Genomic DNA, 17,586 nt, shown 5'->3' with positions numbered 1-17,586 from the left:
CGCGTTACCTGAGAGAAGACTGCTCGCCATGTCGATTTCATCTGTATTGCGCCGCCGCACTTTGCTGCTGGCCGGCCTGTTTGCCCTTTGCCTGTCACCCGCGGTCAGTGCCGACACCGCACCTGCGCCACTGGCCAAGCCACTGCGCATTGGCATCACCCTGCACCCGTATTACAGCTACGTGGCCAATATCGTCGGCGACAAGGCCGAGGTGGTGCCGCTGATCCCGGCCGGTTTCAACCCCCACGCCTATGAACCGCGCGCCGAAGACATCAAGCGCATCGGCACCCTGGATGTGATCGTGCTCAATGGCGTGGGCCACGATGACTTCGCCGACCGCATGATCGAGGCCAGCGAAAAGCCCGCCATCCCGGTGATTGAAGCCAATCAGAACGTGCCCTTGCTGGCCGCCACCGGCAACGCGGCACGGGGGGCGGGCAAGGTGGTCAACCCGCACACCTTCCTGTCGATCAGCGCCTCGATTGCCCAGGTCAACAACATCGCCCGGGAGCTGGGCAAGCTCGATCCGGCCAACGCCAAAACCTATACCGCCAATGCCCGTGCCTACGGCAAGCGCCTGCGCCAGATGCGCGCCGAAGCCCTGGCCAAATTGACCCGGGCACCCAACGCCGACCTGCGCGTGGCCACGGTGCACGCGGCTTACGACTACCTGCTGCGCGAGTTTGGCCTAGAAGTCACCGCGGTGGTCGAGCCGGCCCACGGCATTGAGCCAAGCCCCAGCCAGTTGAAGAAAACCATCGATCAACTGCGCGAACTGGATGTGAAGGTGATCTTCTCCGAGATGGATTTCCCGTCCACTTATGTCGAGACCATTCAGCGCGAGTCCGGGGTCAAGCTGTACCCGCTGTCGCATATTTCCTATGGCGACTACAGCGCCGACAAGTACGAAAAAGAAATGACCGGCAACCTCGATACCGTGGTCCGGGCCATTCAGGAGGCCGGGGCATGACGGCTGTTGAACGCCTGTCGGTAGCGGCCTGCGGGCCGGGGGTCGAGTTTGATCAGGTGTCGCTGACCCTGGGTCGCACCACAATTCTGGATCATGTCAGCTTCAGCATTCTGCCCGGCAGCATCCATGCGCTGGTGGGGCCAAACGGCGGTGGCAAAAGCTCGTTGATCAAGACCCTGCTGGGGCAAATGCCCCACCAGGGTCGTCTGTGCCTGAACTGGCCGGGCGAACCGGGGCTGATCGGTTACGTGCCGCAAGCCCTGGAGTTCGACCGGGGCTTGCCCATGACCGTCGACGATTTCATGGCCGCCATGTGTCAACGCCGTCCGGCCTTTATGGGCTTGTCACGCAAGGTCGGCCCGGCCATCGGCGAAGCGCTGGAGCGCGTGGGCATGCAGGACAAACGCAAGCGGCGCATGGGCGCGCTGTCCGGGGGTGAGCGCCAGCGCGTGTTGCTGGCACAGGGCCTGATCCCTGCACCGCAGTTGCTGGTGCTGGATGAACCCATGTCGGCGCTGGACGAGGCCGGTGCCCGAGTGTTTGAGCGCTTGCTGACTGACTGGCGTCAGGCCGGAGTTACCGTGGTGTGGATCGAGCACGATCTGGCCGCCGTGAAACGACTGGCAGAACGGGTGACCGGGCTCAATCGCCAGGTCCTGTTCGACGGCCCGCCTGAAAAGACCCTGAGCCCCGAACGCTTGCTCAACCTGTTTTCAACCCATCCCAAGGCTCACGGGAGCGCCCGCTCATGAGTTATGAAGCGTTCCGTCTGATGGTTCAGGGCTGGGCCTCGGCGGGGTATTTGCCCGAAGTGCTGGCCTACGGTTTTGTGGTCAATGCATTACTTGCCGGCTTGCTGATTGGCCCGGTACTCGGAGGCCTGGGCACGCTGGTGGTGGTCAAGCGTTTCGCGTTTTTCTCGGAGGCGGTGGGGCATGCGGCACTGACCGGCGTCGCCATCGGCATCCTGCTGGGTGAACCCTACACCGGGCCGTATGGCAGCCTGTTCGGGTATTGCCTGCTGTTCGGGATTTCACTCAATTACCTGCGCAATCGCACCGGGCTGGCACCGGACACCCTGATCGGCGTGTTTCTGTCGGTGTCATTGGCTCTGGGCGCCAGCCTGCTGCTGATTCTGGCGGGCAAGATCAACGTGCACATTCTCGAGAACGTACTGTTCGGCTCGGTGCTGACGGTCAACAGCAATGATCTGCTGGTACTGGCGATTGTCGGCGCGCTGGTGCTGGGCCTCAGCCTGCCGCTGTACAACCGCATCATGCTCGCCAGTTTCAACCCGCAACTGGCGGCGGTGCGCGGAGTGGCGGTGAAGTCGCTGGACTACCTGTTCGTGATTCTCGTGACGCTGATTACCGTCGCCGCCGTTAAAGTCATTGGCGCGATTCTGGTGGGTGCCCTTCTGGTGATTCCGGCAGCGGCGGCGCGCTTGCTCAGCCAGTCGCTGAAGGGATTTTTCTGGATTTCGGTGCTGATCGCCACCGTCAGTACCGTGTGCGGCATCCTGCTGCCCATCGTGTTTGACCTGCCGATCCCGTCCGGCGCCGCCATTATTCTAATGGCCGGTATCGCCTTCGCCCTCGCCGCCATCGCCCGAGGCGTGGTGCCCAGCCTGAAAGGGAATATTGGATAAATGCTCACTCTGCGCAAACTCTCACTGGCCCTGGCCATCACCGGCCTGCTCAGTACTCCGCTGCTGGCAGCCGACACAGCAACGCAACCGGCGCGCATCCTCGCCAGCCTGCCGATCACTTACGGGCTGGGCGAGTTGCTGCTCAAAGACAGCAACGTGACCCTGGAACGGGCCGCAGCGGCCAACCTGCCCGGTAGCCGGCAGAGTGCCTACTTCAGCGGTCGCGGCGCCCCTGCCTTGCACAAACTGGCCACACACGCGGATGCCGTGATTGGCCTGCGTTCATTGTGGAGCGATGACCCGCTGTACCCCATGGCGCGGCGCAGCAATATCCGCATTGTTGAAGTTGACGCTGCGCGGCCAGTGGACGGCAGCCTGCCGGGCATTGCCGTGCAACCGGGTGCTCACGTCGATGGCCTGAACAGCCAGCCGTGGCTGACCAGCAACAATATGGGGCGCATGGCGGATGTGATCGCTGCCGATCTGGTGCGGTTGGCGCCGGATGCCAAGCCAAGGATCGAAGCCAACCTGGCAGGTATCAAACAGCGTTTACTCAAGCTCAGCGCCGACAGCGAGGCACAGCTGGCCAAGGCTGACAATTTGACCGTGGTGAGCTTGTCGGACCGGCTCGATTACTTGATGGGCGGGCTGAATCTGGAGCGGGTTGAGGTGGACCACAAGGGTGACGAAACCTGGACACCCGAGTCACTGCAAGCACTGACCCAAACCCTGAAAGACAATGATGTGGCGCTGGTGCTGGATCACCGCCAGCCTGAGGCGGCGGTGAAGGCTGCGATTGCTGCGGGCGGCAGTGAACTGGTGGTGGTGACGGCAGACGAGGCCGACCCTGTGGCCGGATTGCAGGGCAACATTGACGCCATCGTCAAGGTGTTGAGCAAGACATAAACACCAAAACTGTAGCCGCTGCCGCAGGCTGCGATGGGTTTGGTGCACCACTGCGACAAAGCGGCCCGCTTTATGAAGGCCCTTCGGACCTTATCGCAGCCTGCGGCAGCGGCTACAGCGTGCTCACCGGCTTATACTGCCCTTCACCTGCTCATCCGCATGGTATGAGGAACGCACCAGCGGGCCCGATGCGACGTTTTTAAAACCCATGCGCTGCCCCTCCTCCGCAAACCAGGCGAAAGTGTCCGGGTGCACGAAGCGCTGTACCGGCAGGTGGCTGCGCGAAGGTTGCAGATACTGCCCCAGGGTCAGCATGTCGACCTCATGCTCGCGCAGGCGCCGCATCACTTCGATCACTTCCTCGTCCGTTTCACCCAGACCGAGCATCAGCCCGGACTTGGTCGGTACATGGGGCACCCTGCGTTTGAAGTTATGCAACAGGTCCAGTGACCACTCGAAATCCGAGCCCGGCCGCGCAGCCTTGTACAGGCGCGGCACCGTTTCCAGGTTGTGGTTGAACACATCGGGCGGCTCTTGCTCGGTGATCGCCAACGCCACGTCCATGCGCCCGCGGTAATCGGGCACCAGGGTTTCAAGTTGCACCCCCGGTGACAGCTTGCGAATTTCGCGCAGGCAGTCGACAAAGTGCCGGGCGCCGCCGTCGCGCAAGTCGTCGCGGTCCACCGAGGTGATCACCACGTACTTGAGGCGCAGGTCGGCAATGGCGATGGCCAGGTTTTTCGGCTCGTCCATATCCAGCGGCTTCGGGCGGCCGTGCCCCACGTCACAGAACGGGCAGCGACGCGTGCAGATATCGCCCATGATCATAAAAGTCGCAGTACCACCCGAGAAACACTCCCCAAGATTCGGGCAAGAGGCTTCTTCGCACACACTGTGCAGCTTGTGTTTGCGCAGCAGCGCCTTGACCCGGGCCACCTCGGGTGAGGTGGAGATGGGCACACGGATCCAGTCGGGTTTGCGCGGCAGGGTTTCGGTGGGCAGGATTTTCACCGGGATGCGCGCAACCTTCTCGGCTCCGCGCAATTTGACCCCGGCCTGCAACGGCTGCGGGCGGGTGGCGACAGACAGGTTTTCGCTCATGTTCTTGCTCCACACTGGTCGGCTTCAACCACAATAGTCACGCTGTGGCCCGAAAGGCCTATTGACCCCTCGGGCCGCAGGTCATGCCGAGTAAACCGGGAACAAGGCACACAGGTCGCTGACCTGCCGGGCAACCCGGGCCTCGATGGCGGCATCGCCCGGATGGTCGAGGATGTCGCAGATCCAGGTCGCCAGCGCGCGGCACTCGGGGGTCTGCAAGCCACGGGTGGTCACCGCTGGCGTGCCGATGCGCAGGCCCGACGTCACGAACGGCGACTGTGGATCGTTGGGCACGGCGTTTTTGTTGACGGTGATATGGGCACGGCCCAGGGCCGCATCGGCGTCCTTGCCGGTAATGCCCTGGCGGATCAGGCTGACCAGAAACAGGTGGTTATCGGTGCCGCCGGAGACCACGTCATAGCCGCGTTGCTTGAACACTTGCGCCATGGCCTGAGCGTTTTTGATGACCTGGAACTGGTAGTCCTTAAAGCCTGGCTCCAGCGCCTCCTTGAAGCACACGGCCTTGGCCGCGATCACGTGCATCAGCGGCCCGCCCTGCCCGCCCGGGAATACTGCCGAGTTGAGTTTCTTCTCCAGATCCGCATCGGCCTTGGCCAGGATCAGCCCGCCGCGCGGACCGCGCAGGGTCTTGTGGGTGGTGGTGGTGACCACATCGGCGTAAGGCAGCGGATCGGGGTACAGGCCAACGGCAACCAGACCGGCAACGTGAGCCATGTCCACGAACAGGTAAGCCCCGACCTTGTCGGCAATGGCGCGAAAACGCGGGAAATCCAGGGTCTTGGAGTAGGCCGAGAAACCGGCAACAATCATTTTTGGCCGGTGCTCCAGCGCCAGCCGTTCAACCTCGTCATAGTCGATCAGACCATTGCCATCGATGCCGTATTGCACGGCGTTGTACAGCTTGCCCGAGGAGCTGACCTTGGCACCGTGGGTCAGGTGACCGCCGTGGGCCAGGCTCATGCCCAGAATGGTGTCGCCCGCTTGCAGCAGCGCCAGGTACACCGCCGCGTTGGCCTGTGAACCCGAGTGCGGCTGGACGTTGGCATAACCGGCGCCGAACAGCGCCTTGGCGCGGTCGATTGCCAGTTGCTCGACCACATCGACATATTCGCAGCCGCCGTAATAGCGCTTGCCCGGATAGCCTTCGGCGTACTTGTTGGTCAACACGGTGCCCTGGGCCTGCATCACTTGCGGGCTGGTGTAGTTCTCCGACGCGATGAGCTCGATATGGTCTTCCTGGCGTTGCGCTTCGCGGGTAATGGCGTCGAACAGTGCAGGGTCAAAGTCAGACAGGGTCAGGCTTTTATGGAACATGAGGTTTTCCTTTTTTTATTAGAGGTTCACGTTTCAGGCATCGGCCGGTTGTAAGCCGGCTCAGGCGTTTTCGGCCACAAGGGCGTCGTAGGCCTGTTGGTCCAGCAGGTCGTTGAAGGCCGAGCTGTTTTCGATGCGGATACGGAAAAACCAGCCCTCGCCCATGGGCGAGGCGTTCACCAGCGCAGGGTCATCGGCCAGCGCGTCGTTCACCGCTACGATTTCACCGGTCAGCGGCATGGTGATAGTGCTGGCGGCCTTGACCGACTCCAGCACTGCCACCTCGTGACCTTCACTGAACGTCCCCGTATCGGGCAACTGCACAAACACCACATCGCCCAGCGCTTGTTGGGCAAAGTCAGTAATGCCGACGGTCAACTCGCCGGACGCTTCCAGACGCAGCCATTCATGTTCAGGAGTAAAACGCAGAGTGCTCATGGACTTTTCTCTTGTTGTTGAGGTGCCCTGGTGCAGGGCGGACAGGCCGCCCCAGGTACGGTGCAACTGACTGAACAAGAGCAAGGGTGATGCCAAGTTTATAAAAGCCTTTTAGATCAACTACTTACTGTTATCTGGAAGATTTTTGATCGGGCCTTCGGAACGATATCGATCCGCCCGTGGAGGAGTTATGCAGGGGGCGGTCCTGCAATGGCGGGGTTTGGGCATGACCGGAGCGAAAGCGCTCCGGTGGAGCATTATCAAACCACCTTAATGCTCCCTGTAGCCGCTGAGGAGCGCAGCGAGGCTGCGATCGAGATGGTGCGCCACTGCGACGAAGCAGTCGCAAACTCAGGCGCCGCGCTGGGCCAGGTCTGTTTCGGGATCAGGTTTGACGACGGCTACGCCGCCGATCGCAGCCTCGCTGCGCTCCTCAGCGGCTACAGATCCAGAGGGCCACCGCTTACCGCGAGTTAATCCCGTATTTGCGCAGCCGTTGCCCGATGGCGGTGTGCGATGTTTGCAAACGCATGGCCAGTTGGCGGGTAGACGGATAGGTCGCATAGAAGTGTTCCAGCAGGGTCTTTTCGAAGCCCTGCATCGCCGCTTCCAGGCTCACGACTTCTTCGGTATCCGCCTTGTGGCTGGTCAATTCAGTACCGGCCAGTTCCAGGCTGTCGCAATCAATCACGTCACCCTCGCTGGTCGCCGCAGCGCGGAAGATGACGTTTTGCAGTTGGCGCACATTGCCTGCCCAGCGATTGCCCAACAGCAACGGATGGGTCGCGGCAGCCAGTCGGCAGGGCGGTCTGTGGATCTGCTCGCAGGCCTGACGCAGGAAGTGTTCGGCCAGCAGCAGGATGTCCATGCCGCGCTCACGCAGCGGCGGCACCAGCAGGTTGAGGACGTTGAGCCGGTAGTAGAGATCCTCGCGGAAGGTGCCCTCCCTCACCATGCGTTCCAGATCTCGGTGGGTTGCGCAGAGCACCCGCACGTTGACCCGCACTTCGCGCTCGCCGCCTATGCGCCGAAAGCAGCCGTCACTGAGAAACCGCAGCAGCTTGGCCTGCAGGTACGGCGACATCTCCCCCACTTCATCGAGAAACACGGTGCCACGGTCGGCCAATTCCAGCAGCCCCGGTTTGCCGCCGCGCTGGGCCCCGGTGAAGGCCCCGGCGGAGTAGCCGAACAGCTCGCTCTCGGCCAGGCTCTCGGGCAGCGCCGCACAGTTGAGCGCCAGAAACGAGGCATCGCGCCGGGCACTCAGGGCATGGCAGGCGTGGGCCACCAGCTCCTTGCCGGTGCCGGTTTCGCCCTGGATCAACAGCGGCGCATCCAGGCTCGCCACTTTATGCAACCGTGTTTTGAGCTCTTCGAGTACCGCTGACTTGCCCAGCAGCGCCTCCAGCCCTTCAGCCGGGTCGCGGAGCAAGGATGCCAGCCGTTCACCGATGCGGCTCGGCGGGTACAGGGTCAGCAGGCCACCCACCAGCAAATCCTCTGCGCCGCTGATGGGTGTGGCATCGAGGAGTAAATCGCTGCCCTTGAAACTCACTTCGCACATCGGCAGGCGGAAGCCTTTGTCGATCAGGGTGCGGGCCAGATCCGGTGCGGCGAACAGATTCGACAGCGGCTCCCCCGTGGGGTCGCTCCCGTAAAGATCCGCCAGCCTGGGATTGGCCAGCAGCACACAACCGTCGGGGTCCACGGCCAATACCGGGTCGCTCATGGCCGCGAGCAGGGCCTCCAGTTGCAGGCGCCGGCGCTGGCCCGGAAGGATGTCTACCAGCTCCACGGCCTTCACGCCTGCGACCAGGAGCAGCGCGTGGTTGAGTTCATCCAGTACCGCTTGGGACAAGGTGGGCGCGTCGATGTAGACATTCGGCGGGCTCATTTCCACCGCATCCAGGTTGAGGTTACGTGCGCCCAGCAGCATCAGGATTTCCTGAGTGATGCCGACGCGGTCCTTGAAAGTGACGTGAATTCGCATGACCAATCGCTCCCTGATGGCAAACAACGAGGGGGCGGCACGTTATGTGCCGCCCCCCTGGCAGTACCGATGTCGTGAACGCGGCGATCAGTCTGGCTGGCAGGCCAGGCTCGCGACTTCCAGCTTGTTGCGCCGCACCGAGCGGTAGCCCAGAGCCAGCAGCACAAACCAGACCGGCACCAGATACAGCGCCTGACGGGTGTCGGTTTCCAGCGCCAGCAATGCCAGGATAAACACGAAGAAGGTCAGGCAAACCCAGACCATCACCTTGCCGCCGGGCATCTTGTACTTCGATGCGCGGTGCAAGTGGTCGCGTTTTTTGCGATAGGCCAGATAGGACAGCAGGATCATCGTCCAGACAAACATGAACAGGGTGGCCGATACCGTGGTGATCAGGGTGAACGCCTCCATCAGGTTCGGCACCACATAGATCACCAGCGCTCCCGCCAGCAGGCAAATGCAGGAAAAGATCAGGCCATTGGAGGGCACTGAGCGCCGGGACAGGTTCTTGAACTTGCTCGGCGCATCGCCATCCATCGCCAGACCGAACAGCATGCGACTGGTGGAGAACACGCCGCTGTTGGCCGAAGACGCCGCAGAGGTCAGCACCACGAAGTTGATGATGCCTGCGGCAGCGGGCAGACCGGCGAGCACAAAGAGCTCAACGAAGGGGCTCTTGTTGGCCACCACATCGCGCCACGGGGTCACCGCCAGGATCGCAATCAGCGCAAACACGTAAAACATGATGATACGCAGCGGAATCGAGTTGATCGCCCGCGGCAGGTTGCGCTCCGGGTTTTTGGTTTCTGCGGCAGTGGTGCCCACCAACTCGATGCCCACAAAGGCAAACACGGCAATCTGGAAGCCGGCGAAGAAGCCCATCACGCCATGGGGGAACATGCCGCCGTCATTCCACAGGTTGGCCAGGGATGCAGAGTTGCCGGTCGGTGACTGGAACGCTGTAGTCACCATGTACAGCCCGGTGCAGACCAGCGCACAAATGGCCACGATCTTGATCATGGCAAACCAGAACTCCAGTTCGCCGAACATTTTCACGGTGATCAGGTTCAGCGACAGCAGCAGCGCGACGCAGCCGATTGCCGGCAGCCACAGCGGAATGTCCGGGAACCAGAAGTGCGTATAACCGGAGATGGCAATCACATCGGCGATGCCGGTCACGATCCAGCAAAACCAGTAGGTCCAGCCGGTAAAGTAACCGGCCATGGGGCCCAGCAGATCGGCCGCGAAATCGATGAACGACTTGTACTTGAGATTCGACAGCAGCAGCTCGCCCATGGCGCGCATCACGAAAAACAGCATAAAACCGATGATCATGTAGACGAAAATGATCGAGGGACCTGCGAGGCTGATGGTCTTGCCCGAGCCCATAAACAGACCGGTACCGATGGCACCGCCAATGGCTATCAACTGGATATGACGATTGGACAGGCTGCGCTGGAGTTCTGGTTCTTCTGTGGCAGGTCGGTGATTTTGCATGAATCATCCTCTTATTGTTCTTGTACGGGGTCTTCACACCAGACAAACATCATGTTCACTGGATGTGGACAAAAGGACATGAGCACGTTCTGTGCCAGCCTCGTACAAGCGGTCAAGGGGGCCGTATGTGCGCCGTGGAGTCTGTTTAACTGGAATGGAATCACTCCACAAAAAAGCCCCCTGTGGGGGGCTCAGCAGAGCGCGGGTACTGTAAACCATGGTCCAACTGAAGTTGTAACGAAATCAGTCCATTGGAGCGCAATCGTACCGTCAGGCGGCCTGAATCTACCCGCATGCGCACAACCTGCAGCCGCTGCCGAAGGCTGCCAAGGGTTGCGAAGCAACCCTGTGAGTCGATCAAAAACGAAGGTCCTGCGACCTTATCGCAGCCTGCGGCAGCGGCTACGAGGTCAGCGGTTGCAACGGCATCCGCAATTCAACCCGCAAGCCATCGGGCTGGCTGTCGAAGCTGAGCTCACAGCGGCAACGTTCGACAATGGCCTGAACGATCGCCAGCCCCAGACCGCAACCGTTGCTGTTGCCGTTGCGCCAAAAGCGCTGGGTCATGTGTTGCAGGGTTTCAGGCGGGATGCCGGGGCCATGGTCACGCACCACATACCGCACCTGGGGGCCGTCGATGACCACCGTCAGTTCCACCTGGGTGCCGGGCGGTGTATGGCGCAAGGCGTTGTCCAGCAAGTTGCGCAGCGCGGCGATGGCCAGCACCGAAGGGACTTCAAGCGCAGTGACCGGCAAGTCGTCAGGCAGGTGCAAACGGATGCGCTCGCCATCGCCCCCGGTCGCATCGTGGATCGCCAGCCGCGCCACTTGCCCGGCCGAACAGTTGACCCCGTCGTCAAATGACAGGCTGCCCTCCACCCGCGCCAGCAACAGCAATTGCTCAAGGGTGCGGTGCAAGCGGTCGGCACCGGCTTCGGCATGGGCCAGCGACTGCTCGCGAGCCTCACCCTCGGTCATGCGCGCCACTTGCAGGTGGGTTTTTATCGCGGTCAGCGGGCTGCGCAGTTCGTGGGCAGCATCACCGGTAAGGCGGCGCTCGCGCTCGATGGCTTTGGCGATACGCGCAAAGAGCTGGTTCTGCGAGTCGAGCAGCGGCTTGAGTTCGCTGGGCAGAGGCGAGATTTGCAGCGGCTGCAGTGAGTCGGCGTCACGCCGCATCAGGGCATCGCGCATCCGGTTGAGCGGCGCCAGGCCCTGGCCGATCCCCAGCCACAGCAGCAGCAGGCAGACCATCAGCGCCATGCCCACCGGCACCGATGCCGCCAGCAGTACCGACAGGTTCAGCGCCTCGCGCTCCACCTGCCGGTCAGCGGTGGTGATGCGCACATCACCGCGATCCAGGGTAAAGGTGCGCCAGATGGCGCCGTCGATGGTCTGGTCATGAAAACCCGCCGCCAGGGATTGCATCGGCTGATCGGGATTGTTGTGGCTGCGTGCCAGGACCTCACCGCGCAACGAACTGACCTGGCAAGCCATGCCGCCGGGGATGGTCAGTTGTTCGGCGCTGAAGTGAGTGCCCTCGCCTTTTACCGGCAATTGCGGCAATTGCTCCAGCAACCCGGCCACCATGCGCGCCGAGGCGACCAGCCGCTGATCGAGGGAAAACATCATTTGCTGACGCAGGTCGCTGAGCATCCAGGCCGCAGCCAATGCCCAGACCAGGACAAATGCCGAGCCAATGGTCAGGCTCAGACGCAGACGCATGCTCATCATGTGTTGGACTCGGCACCATCGGCCGTGCCCAGGCGATAGCCCAGGCCCCGCACGGTTTCGACGATGCCATTGCCCAATTTGCGCCGCAGGTGGTGGATATGCACGTTCAGGGCATTGCTCTCCAGTTCGTCACCAAAGCCATAAATGCTGTCTTTGAGTTGCTCACTGGACAGCACCCGCCCCCGGTTATGCAGCAAGGCTTGCAGCAGCGCCTGTTCACGGCGGGACAAGTCCACCGGCTGGCCTGCCAGCAGGGTCACGCGGCTGCTGGGGTCATAACTCAGGGGGCCGTGCTCGATCAGGTTGACACTGCGCCCCGCCACCCGGCGCAGCAAGGTGTGCAGGCGGGCGGCCAGTTCGCGCAGGTCAAAGGGCTTGAGCAGGTAATCATCGGCACCGGCCTGCAGACCGTCTACCCGATCGGTGACGGAATCGCGGGCGGTGAGGATCAGCACCGGCAACTCCAGCCCTTGCTGACGCAACTGTTGCAACAGCTTGAGGCCGTCTTCGTCGGGCAGGCCCAGATCGAGCACCATGACATCGAACTCGGCAGCCTTGAGCATGGCCCGCGCCGCACTGGCCGTGCCTACATGCTCGACCGTCAGGCCCTGGGCCGTCAGCCCGGCCTTGATGCCGCTGGCAATCAGTTCGTCGTCTTCGCAAACCAGTACGTGCATGCTGATACCCGCGTAAATGAGCCGATTAAAAGTCGATGGGATTAAGGGCCGATTATGCCGTGAACAGATTGATGTGCATCGGTTAATGATCGGTTAATCGCAGGATCACACTGTAGCGTCACTTGAACTTGCCCAAGGCTTAACTCATGCGTTTGCTGCTGTCCTTGTTATTGATGTGCCTGGTCGGCGTGACCCAGGCACAGACCGCGAACAATCCTTTCTCACAGCCCGACTTTCTGCCGGTCAACAAGGCCTTTGCATTCAGCGCCGAACCCTTGCCCTCAGGCGAAACCCGTCTGCAGTGGAAAATAGCCGATACGTACTACCTCTATCAAAAGGGCTTCAAGTTCTCCGGGCTGGAGGCGACGCATACCCCTGCGCTGCCTCAGGGGCTGGAGCACAGCGATGAGTTTTTTGGTGCGACCCAGGTCTATCGCGACCGCGTTGAGCTGCTGATCCCGGCAGGCGCCAGCGGTCAGGTCAAGGTCAGCTGGCAAGGCTGCGCCGATGCCGGGCTCTGTTACCCGCCGCAAAGCCAGACGGTTGACTTGGGAGGCACGCAACCGGTTGCAGCCCAGGGCCAGGCGCAGGACCAGTCGCTGGCTGCCAGCTTGCAACAGAGCTCGCTGGGCTGGAGTTTGCTGCTGTTCTTCGGCCTGGGCCTGCTGCTGGCCTTTACCCCGTGCTCACTGCCGATGCTGCCGATTCTGGCCGGGCTGGTGGTCGGTAGCGGTGCCACGACCGGACGCGGGTTTGCCGTGGCCGGCAGCTATGTGATCAGCATGGCGCTGGTGTATGCCGGGCTGGGCGTGCTGGCAGCCCTGCTGGGCGCCAACTTGCAGGCACTGCTGCAACAACCGTGGCTGCTGGGCAGTTTTGCCGCGCTGTTCGTGGTGTTGTCGCTGCCGATGTTCGGCTTTTTCGAACTGCAACTGCCCGCCGCCCTGCGTGACCGTCTGGAAACAGCCGGGCGTGGGCGCAAAGGCGGCAGCCTGGTGGGTGCAGGCATTCTTGGCGCGTTGTCCGGCTTGCTGGTCGGGCCGTGCATGACCGCACCGCTGGCCGGTGCCCTGCTGTTTATCGCGCAAAGCGGCAACGCGGTTGAAGGGGGCCTGGTGCTGTTTGTCATGGGCGTCGGGATCGGCATGCCGCTGTTGCTGCTGGTCACCGTGGGCAGTCGCTTCCTGCCTAAACCCGGTGCATGGATGAACCTGATGAAAGGCCTGTTCGGCTTCCTGTTCCTGGGCACCGCACTGCTGCTGGTACGGCCGGTACTCGACGAGTCCTTGTGGGTCGGCCTGTGGGGCGTACTGCTGGTCATTTTCGCCAGCAGCCTCTGGCAACAGGCGCAGACATTCCTGCGCGCGAAAAACCTGTTCAGCCCCCTGAGCCTGCTGGCAGGTCTGTGGGGCAGCCTGTTGCTGGTGGGTGCAGCCGGCGGCGGCACCGAGCTGTGGCAACCCCTGCAGGTGTACACCGCCAAGACCGTGGCGGGCAGCACCGCAAACACCGCCCATGATGCGTTCATCACCATCAAGGACCCCGCCGCCCTGGACCGTGAACTGGCCAGTGCCAAGGCGCAAGGCCAATGGGTATTGCTCGACTATTACGCCGACTGGTGCGTGTCATGCAAAGTCATGGAAAAACAGGTCTTTGGCAAACCGCAGGTGATGGAGGCCCTGGAGGGCGTGCGCCTGTTGCGTCTTGACGTGACCGCCGATAATGTCGCCAGCCGCGAGCTGCTCAGCCGCTATCAAGTACCCGGCCCGCCCAGCTTTGCCTGGATCGGTCCCGATGGGGTTGAGCGCCGCGGACAACGCATCACTGGCGAAGTCAACGCCCAGACCTTTTTGAATAACTGGAACGCCACTCGGGAAACCCTCTAAATGCTAACCCTGACCATCGGTTCGTTTGCCCTGGCCATCAATCACCTGCTGCTGATCCTGGCCCTTGCCCTGGCGACACTGGTGGGTTGGCGTGTGGCCAAACGCGGTGGTGAAAACCCCGAGTCAGTGTTGTTCAGCCTATTTTTGCTGGGTTTGCTGACGGCACGCATCGGCTTTGTCATCAGCTACTGGCGCTACTTCAAGCAAGACCCGCTGCAAATGCTCGACTTGCGCGACGGCGGCTTTTTGCTGTGGCCGGGGCTGGTGGCCGTGGTGGCGGGTGCCTTGATCTGGGGCTGGCGCCGCAGCGGGTTGCGCCGCCCTTTGGGCTGGGGCCTTGGCAGCGGGCTGGCGTTCTGGCTGCTGGCCAGTTTTTCGTCCAGCCTTTACGAACAGGGCACGCGCCTGCCGGAGATGGTGCTGCGCAACGCCCATGGTGAATCGGTAGAGTTGAGCAGTTATCAGGGCGGCCCTTTGGTGATCAACCTGTGGGCCACCTGGTGCCCGCCGTGCCGGCGCGAAATGCCGGTGCTGCAGAACGCGCAGAACCAGCAGCAGGACGTGACCTTCCTGTTCGTCAACCAGGGCGAAAGCATGCAGAGCGTCAGCACCTTCCTTGAAACACAGGGTCTGAACCTCAGTAACGTGCTGTTCGACAGCGGCGGCCAACTGGCACAAAAAGTTGGCTCGATGGCCCTGCCGACTACGCTGTTCTACAGCGCTGAAGGCCGCCTGCTGGGCAGCCATCTGGGCGAACTGTCACAAGCCAGCCTGGCCCGGGCCATGGAACCTTTCGAACAGAACAATTCAATGTCGGCCCAACAGGCCGACCCTGCAAGGAATCAGCAAAAATGCTTAACCGCAAACTGTTAACCCTGAGCATGACCTCACTGCTGGGCGCCTCGCTCCTGCAGTCGCCTGTGTTGCAGGCTGAAGAACTGCCGCCAGCCATCAAGAAGATTGAAGCCAAGGGCGCAAAAATCGTTGGCAGTTTCGATGCACCCGGCGATTTGCGCGGGTTCGCAGCCCAGTACCAGAACCGTGGCATGGCGCTGTACCTGACCAAGGACGGCAACGTGCTGGTGGGCAACCTGTATGACGCCGACGGCAAAGACCTGAGCCTGGCACCGCTGCAAAAGCTGGTGTACGAGCCGATGGCCAAGCAAGTCTGGGCCAACATGGAAAAGAGCAACTGGATCGCCGACGGCAAGGCGGATGCACCCCGCATCGTTTACCTGTTCAGCGACCCGAACTGCCCGTACTGCAACATGTTCTGGGAGCAGGCACGCCCTTGGGTCGACTCGGGCAAGGTGCAATTGCGTCATATCATGGTGGGCATTATCCGCGAAGACAGCCCGGCCAAATCCGCCGCCCTGCTGGCCGCCAAGGACCCGCAGCAAGCCCTGCACGAGCATGAGAAAGCCGGCAAGGCCAGCAAGCTCAAACCGCTGGAAAAAATCCCGGCTGACGTGCAGGCCAAACTCGACGCCAACGCAAAGCTGATGGAAGAACTGGATGTCGCCGCGACCCCGGCGATTTTCTATCTGGACGCACAAGGCAACCTGCAACAGCAACAGGGTGCGCCGTCACCGGACAAACTGGTGCAGATTCTGGGGCCCAAGTAAGTGCCGCAGGCTGCGATGCTCATATCAATGCATCGCAGCCTGCAATCGTAAAACCTGCCTGCCCTCCGGCTGCGTCCTGGCAGACCTTCCCTTCTTCAGCCCACGCCACCGCGGGCGCGAAACACTCGCTCGGCGCGTGTGTGAGGCATGTCTCAGTCCGCCCCGATAGCGGTTATTAATTCTATTTCTCAATTGACAATCATTATCATCAAGCCTAGTTTGTGACCAGCTGTGTAGGACGCCTCCCATGCCGAGGCCCTCACTCACTCATTCGCAGCAGGTGATCTCCATGACGGAACAAATGTCCACAGGCAAGTGTGACTCACCCCTTCTCCAGGCCTTTGTTGAAAACCGGCTGGTCCTGGTCAAGATCGCAGCCCGTATCACCGGCTGTCGATCCCGGGCCGAAGATGTGGTGCAGGATGCGTTCTTCCGCTTGCAGTCGGCACCGCAGATCACCACCTCATTCAAGGCTCAGCTCAGCTACCTGTTCCAGATCGTGCGCAACCTGGCGATCGATCACTACCGCAAGCAGGCGCTGGAATTGAAATACTCGGGTACGGAAGAGGAAGGTTTGAATGTGGTCATCCACGGCGCGTCTCCAGAAACCTCGCTGATCAACTTTTCGACCCTGGAACACATCGCCGTGGCGCTGACTGAACTGCCGAGCCGCACCCGCTATGCATTCGAGATGTATCGCCTGCACGGGGTTCAGCAAAAGGACATTGCCAGGGAGTTGGGCGTGTCGCCAACACTGGTCAACTTCATGATTCGCGATGCCCTGATTCATTGCCGCAAAGTGTCGGGAACCCAAGCCGACACCTTCGCCCGCCGCTGAGCACCCCGCCTGCCTGCGGGAGCCAGTTCCCGCAGGCGCAGCAACACTCCCCCGCCTAGAAAGGCTCTACTGCAACCACTGCAATTTTGTAGGGCGCAAAAATAGCCACCAACTGACCATTCTCGCGAAGCTGTTGCAGCATCCGGGCAAAATGCTGACCCTGGATCGGTGCTTCCGGCCGCAACAGGGCGAAGTGACGGTACACCTGATCGATACGCTCGGAGACCATGACCTCTGACTTGGCCTGGGGGTCATGGCGCAACAAGTCGGTGAGATTGGAGCGGGTAATCAACGCGATATCTACCCGCCCGCGCTGAACCATCAACAGGTTGCTTTCGTGGGAGTACGTAAGTGTGGCGTTGAACGTGTCGGTCAAAAATGTCGGGCCGGGATTGAATCCGGCAAAGGCATAGTGATACCCGCTAAACAGCGCGAGCCGTTTGCCGTCCAGGTCATCGAAGTAGCTTTGCTGGCGATCAGGCTGCTGTTTGGCGACAAACACTTCAGCGTCTTCAAGGCCCATGTCGACGGCGTTGTACGAAAGCGCCTGCCAGCCCCAGGCCGGGTTTTCAAACATCATCATGTCCACCCGCCCCTGCTCGAAATCACGCTGGCGCCGCGGGATGGAGCTGGGTACAAGGACAAAACGATAATCGCTCTGCAACAGGTTGAGCGCATTGAGCAATTGCGACAACAGCCCCGTGCCGCCACCCCGTTCCGGGCGCACGGCGTATGGCGGAAAATGTGCCGCCCCAACCCTGACTTCCTGAGTAGCCCAAACCGGCGCCAACCAGATCATGCCAAAGGCCAGCGCCAGGCTGTGGGCCATCTGTATTGGCAAACACTTTAAAACCATACACATCCGGCACCGCCCATGGCGGGAACTTATTGATCGACACACGACCTGAGATCGAGCACGCACACCATTAAAGCGCATATAG

At 61.5% G+C, this 17,586-nt stretch carries 16 protein-coding genes; 8 read left to right on the top strand and 8 right to left on the bottom strand.

The window, feature by feature from the left end; all coding sequences use genetic code 11:
- Positions 1–28: 28 nt before the first annotated feature.
- From BLW11_RS12410 to BLW11_RS12395, 4 genes are read left to right on the top strand one after another with little or no spacing between them, the layout of a single operon-like run.
- Positions 29–970: a metal ABC transporter substrate-binding protein gene (locus BLW11_RS12410; protein ID WP_048358450.1), complete on the top strand. Its 942-nt coding sequence runs from the start codon at positions 29–31 to the stop codon at positions 968–970.
- Positions 967–1,722, top strand: coding sequence for a metal ABC transporter ATP-binding protein (locus BLW11_RS12405; protein ID WP_048358451.1), 756 nt, complete (start codon positions 967–969; stop codon positions 1,720–1,722). The genes BLW11_RS12410 and BLW11_RS12405 overlap by 4 nt, the downstream gene beginning before the upstream one ends.
- Entirely contained in the window at positions 1,719–2,618 is a 900-nt protein-coding gene (locus BLW11_RS12400; protein WP_048358452.1) for a metal ABC transporter permease, read from the top strand. Before BLW11_RS12405 ends, BLW11_RS12400 begins: the two co-directional genes overlap by 4 nt.
- Entirely contained in the window at positions 2,619–3,524 is a 906-nt protein-coding gene (locus BLW11_RS12395; RefSeq protein WP_048358453.1) for a metal ABC transporter solute-binding protein, Zn/Mn family, read from the top strand.
- 123 nt (positions 3,525–3,647) lie between these two features.
- Here the strand turns inward: BLW11_RS12395 and lipA are convergent, their stop codons facing one another.
- From lipA to BLW11_RS12355, 7 genes are all read right to left on the bottom strand, one after another.
- Entirely contained in the window at positions 3,648–4,625 is a 978-nt protein-coding gene (gene lipA / locus BLW11_RS12390) for a lipoyl synthase (protein WP_048358454.1), read from the bottom strand.
- Positions 4,626–4,706: 81 nt separating this feature from the next.
- Positions 4,707–5,960, bottom strand: coding sequence for a serine hydroxymethyltransferase (gene glyA / locus BLW11_RS12385; protein WP_048358455.1), 1,254 nt, complete (start codon positions 5,958–5,960; stop codon positions 4,707–4,709).
- A 60-nt stretch (positions 5,961–6,020) separates the two neighbouring features.
- Positions 6,021–6,398: a glycine cleavage system protein GcvH gene (gene gcvH / locus BLW11_RS12380; protein WP_048358456.1), complete on the bottom strand. Its 378-nt coding sequence runs from the start codon at positions 6,396–6,398 to the stop codon at positions 6,021–6,023.
- Positions 6,399–6,861: 463 nt separating this feature from the next.
- The gene (locus BLW11_RS12370; protein WP_048358458.1) at positions 6,862–8,388 is read right to left on the bottom strand and encodes a sigma-54-dependent transcriptional regulator; all 1,527 of its coding nucleotides are present in this window, start codon (positions 8,386–8,388) and stop codon (positions 6,862–6,864) included.
- 87 nt (positions 8,389–8,475) lie between these two features.
- Complete coding sequence (cycA, locus tag BLW11_RS12365) at positions 8,476–9,885, bottom strand: D-serine/D-alanine/glycine transporter (protein WP_048358459.1); 1,410 nt, start codon at positions 9,883–9,885, stop codon at positions 8,476–8,478.
- 402 nt (positions 9,886–10,287) lie between these two features.
- On the bottom strand, positions 10,288–11,619 hold the full coding sequence (locus tag BLW11_RS12360; protein ID WP_193790159.1) for an ATP-binding protein: 1,332 nt from the start codon (positions 11,617–11,619) through the stop codon (positions 10,288–10,290).
- Positions 11,616–12,296 carry a response regulator gene (locus BLW11_RS12355; RefSeq protein ID WP_048358460.1) on the bottom strand — a complete coding sequence of 227 codons (681 nt, stop codon included), beginning with the start codon at positions 12,294–12,296 and terminating at the stop codon, positions 11,616–11,618. The genes BLW11_RS12360 and BLW11_RS12355 overlap by 4 nt, the downstream gene beginning before the upstream one ends.
- A gap of 146 nt (positions 12,297–12,442) precedes the next feature.
- Between BLW11_RS12355 and dsbD the strand changes: the two genes are divergently transcribed.
- The 4 genes from dsbD (at position 12,443) to BLW11_RS12335 (ending at position 16,645) form a co-directional block, all read left to right on the top strand.
- Complete coding sequence (dsbD, locus tag BLW11_RS12350) at positions 12,443–14,182, top strand: protein-disulfide reductase DsbD (protein ID WP_048358461.1); 1,740 nt, start codon at positions 12,443–12,445, stop codon at positions 14,180–14,182.
- Entirely contained in the window at positions 14,183–15,055 is an 873-nt protein-coding gene (locus tag BLW11_RS12345; RefSeq protein WP_048359499.1) for a TlpA family protein disulfide reductase, read from the top strand.
- Entirely contained in the window at positions 15,034–15,807 is a 774-nt protein-coding gene (gene dsbG, locus BLW11_RS12340; protein ID WP_048358462.1) for a thiol:disulfide interchange protein DsbG, read from the top strand. The genes BLW11_RS12345 and dsbG overlap by 22 nt, the downstream gene beginning before the upstream one ends.
- A 289-nt stretch (positions 15,808–16,096) precedes the next feature.
- The gene (locus tag BLW11_RS12335) at positions 16,097–16,645 is read left to right on the top strand and encodes an RNA polymerase factor sigma-70 (protein WP_048358463.1); all 549 of its coding nucleotides are present in this window, start codon (positions 16,097–16,099) and stop codon (positions 16,643–16,645) included.
- Between the two features lie 55 nt (positions 16,646–16,700).
- On the opposite strand, the gene BLW11_RS12330 is transcribed toward BLW11_RS12335, so the two are convergent.
- On the bottom strand, positions 16,701–17,501 hold the full coding sequence (locus BLW11_RS12330; protein WP_048358464.1) for a substrate-binding periplasmic protein: 801 nt from the start codon (positions 17,499–17,501) through the stop codon (positions 16,701–16,703).
- Between the last annotated feature and the right edge of the window lie 85 nt (positions 17,502–17,586).

It is taken from the genome of Pseudomonas deceptionensis (assembly GCF_900106095.1).
Classification (GTDB): Bacteria; Pseudomonadota; Gammaproteobacteria; order Pseudomonadales; family Pseudomonadaceae; genus Aquipseudomonas; species Aquipseudomonas deceptionensis.
Note: the sequence above shows the minus strand (reverse complement) of the source record. Positions and strands in the feature narration are given on the sequence as shown.

What these genes read in the sequence shown, in the direction of transcription:
- BLW11_RS12410 (WP_048358450.1), top strand. Translation starts at nt 29, where the DNA reads ATGTCGATTTCATCTGTATTGCGCCGCCGCACTTTGCTGCTGGCCGGC.
- BLW11_RS12405 (WP_048358451.1), top strand. Translation starts at nt 967, where the DNA reads ATGACGGCTGTTGAACGCCTGTCGGTAGCGGCCTGCGGGCCGGGGGTC.
- BLW11_RS12400 (WP_048358452.1), top strand. Translation starts at nt 1,719, where the DNA reads ATGAGTTATGAAGCGTTCCGTCTGATGGTTCAGGGCTGGGCCTCGGCG.
- BLW11_RS12395 (WP_048358453.1), top strand. Translation starts at nt 2,619, where the DNA reads ATGCTCACTCTGCGCAAACTCTCACTGGCCCTGGCCATCACCGGCCTG.
- lipA (WP_048358454.1), bottom strand. Translation starts at nt 4,625, where the DNA reads ATGAGCGAAAACCTGTCTGTCGCCACCCGCCCGCAGCCGTTGCAGGCC.
- glyA (WP_048358455.1), bottom strand. Translation starts at nt 5,960, where the DNA reads ATGTTCCATAAAAGCCTGACCCTGTCTGACTTTGACCCTGCACTGTTC.
- gcvH (WP_048358456.1), bottom strand. Translation starts at nt 6,398, where the DNA reads ATGAGCACTCTGCGTTTTACTCCTGAACATGAATGGCTGCGTCTGGAA.
- BLW11_RS12370 (WP_048358458.1), bottom strand. Translation starts at nt 8,388, where the DNA reads ATGCGAATTCACGTCACTTTCAAGGACCGCGTCGGCATCACTCAGGAA.
- cycA (WP_048358459.1), bottom strand. Translation starts at nt 9,885, where the DNA reads ATGCAAAATCACCGACCTGCCACAGAAGAACCAGAACTCCAGCGCAGC.
- BLW11_RS12360 (WP_193790159.1), bottom strand. Translation starts at nt 11,619, where the DNA reads ATGATGAGCATGCGTCTGCGTCTGAGCCTGACCATTGGCTCGGCATTT.
- BLW11_RS12355 (WP_048358460.1), bottom strand. Translation starts at nt 12,296, where the DNA reads ATGCACGTACTGGTTTGCGAAGACGACGAACTGATTGCCAGCGGCATC.
- dsbD (WP_048358461.1), top strand. Translation starts at nt 12,443, where the DNA reads ATGCGTTTGCTGCTGTCCTTGTTATTGATGTGCCTGGTCGGCGTGACC.
- BLW11_RS12345 (WP_048359499.1), top strand. Translation starts at nt 14,183, where the DNA reads ATGCTAACCCTGACCATCGGTTCGTTTGCCCTGGCCATCAATCACCTG.
- dsbG (WP_048358462.1), top strand. Translation starts at nt 15,034, where the DNA reads ATGCTTAACCGCAAACTGTTAACCCTGAGCATGACCTCACTGCTGGGC.
- BLW11_RS12335 (WP_048358463.1), top strand. Translation starts at nt 16,097, where the DNA reads ATGACGGAACAAATGTCCACAGGCAAGTGTGACTCACCCCTTCTCCAG.
- BLW11_RS12330 (WP_048358464.1), bottom strand. Translation starts at nt 17,501, where the DNA reads ATGGTTTTAAAGTGTTTGCCAATACAGATGGCCCACAGCCTGGCGCTG.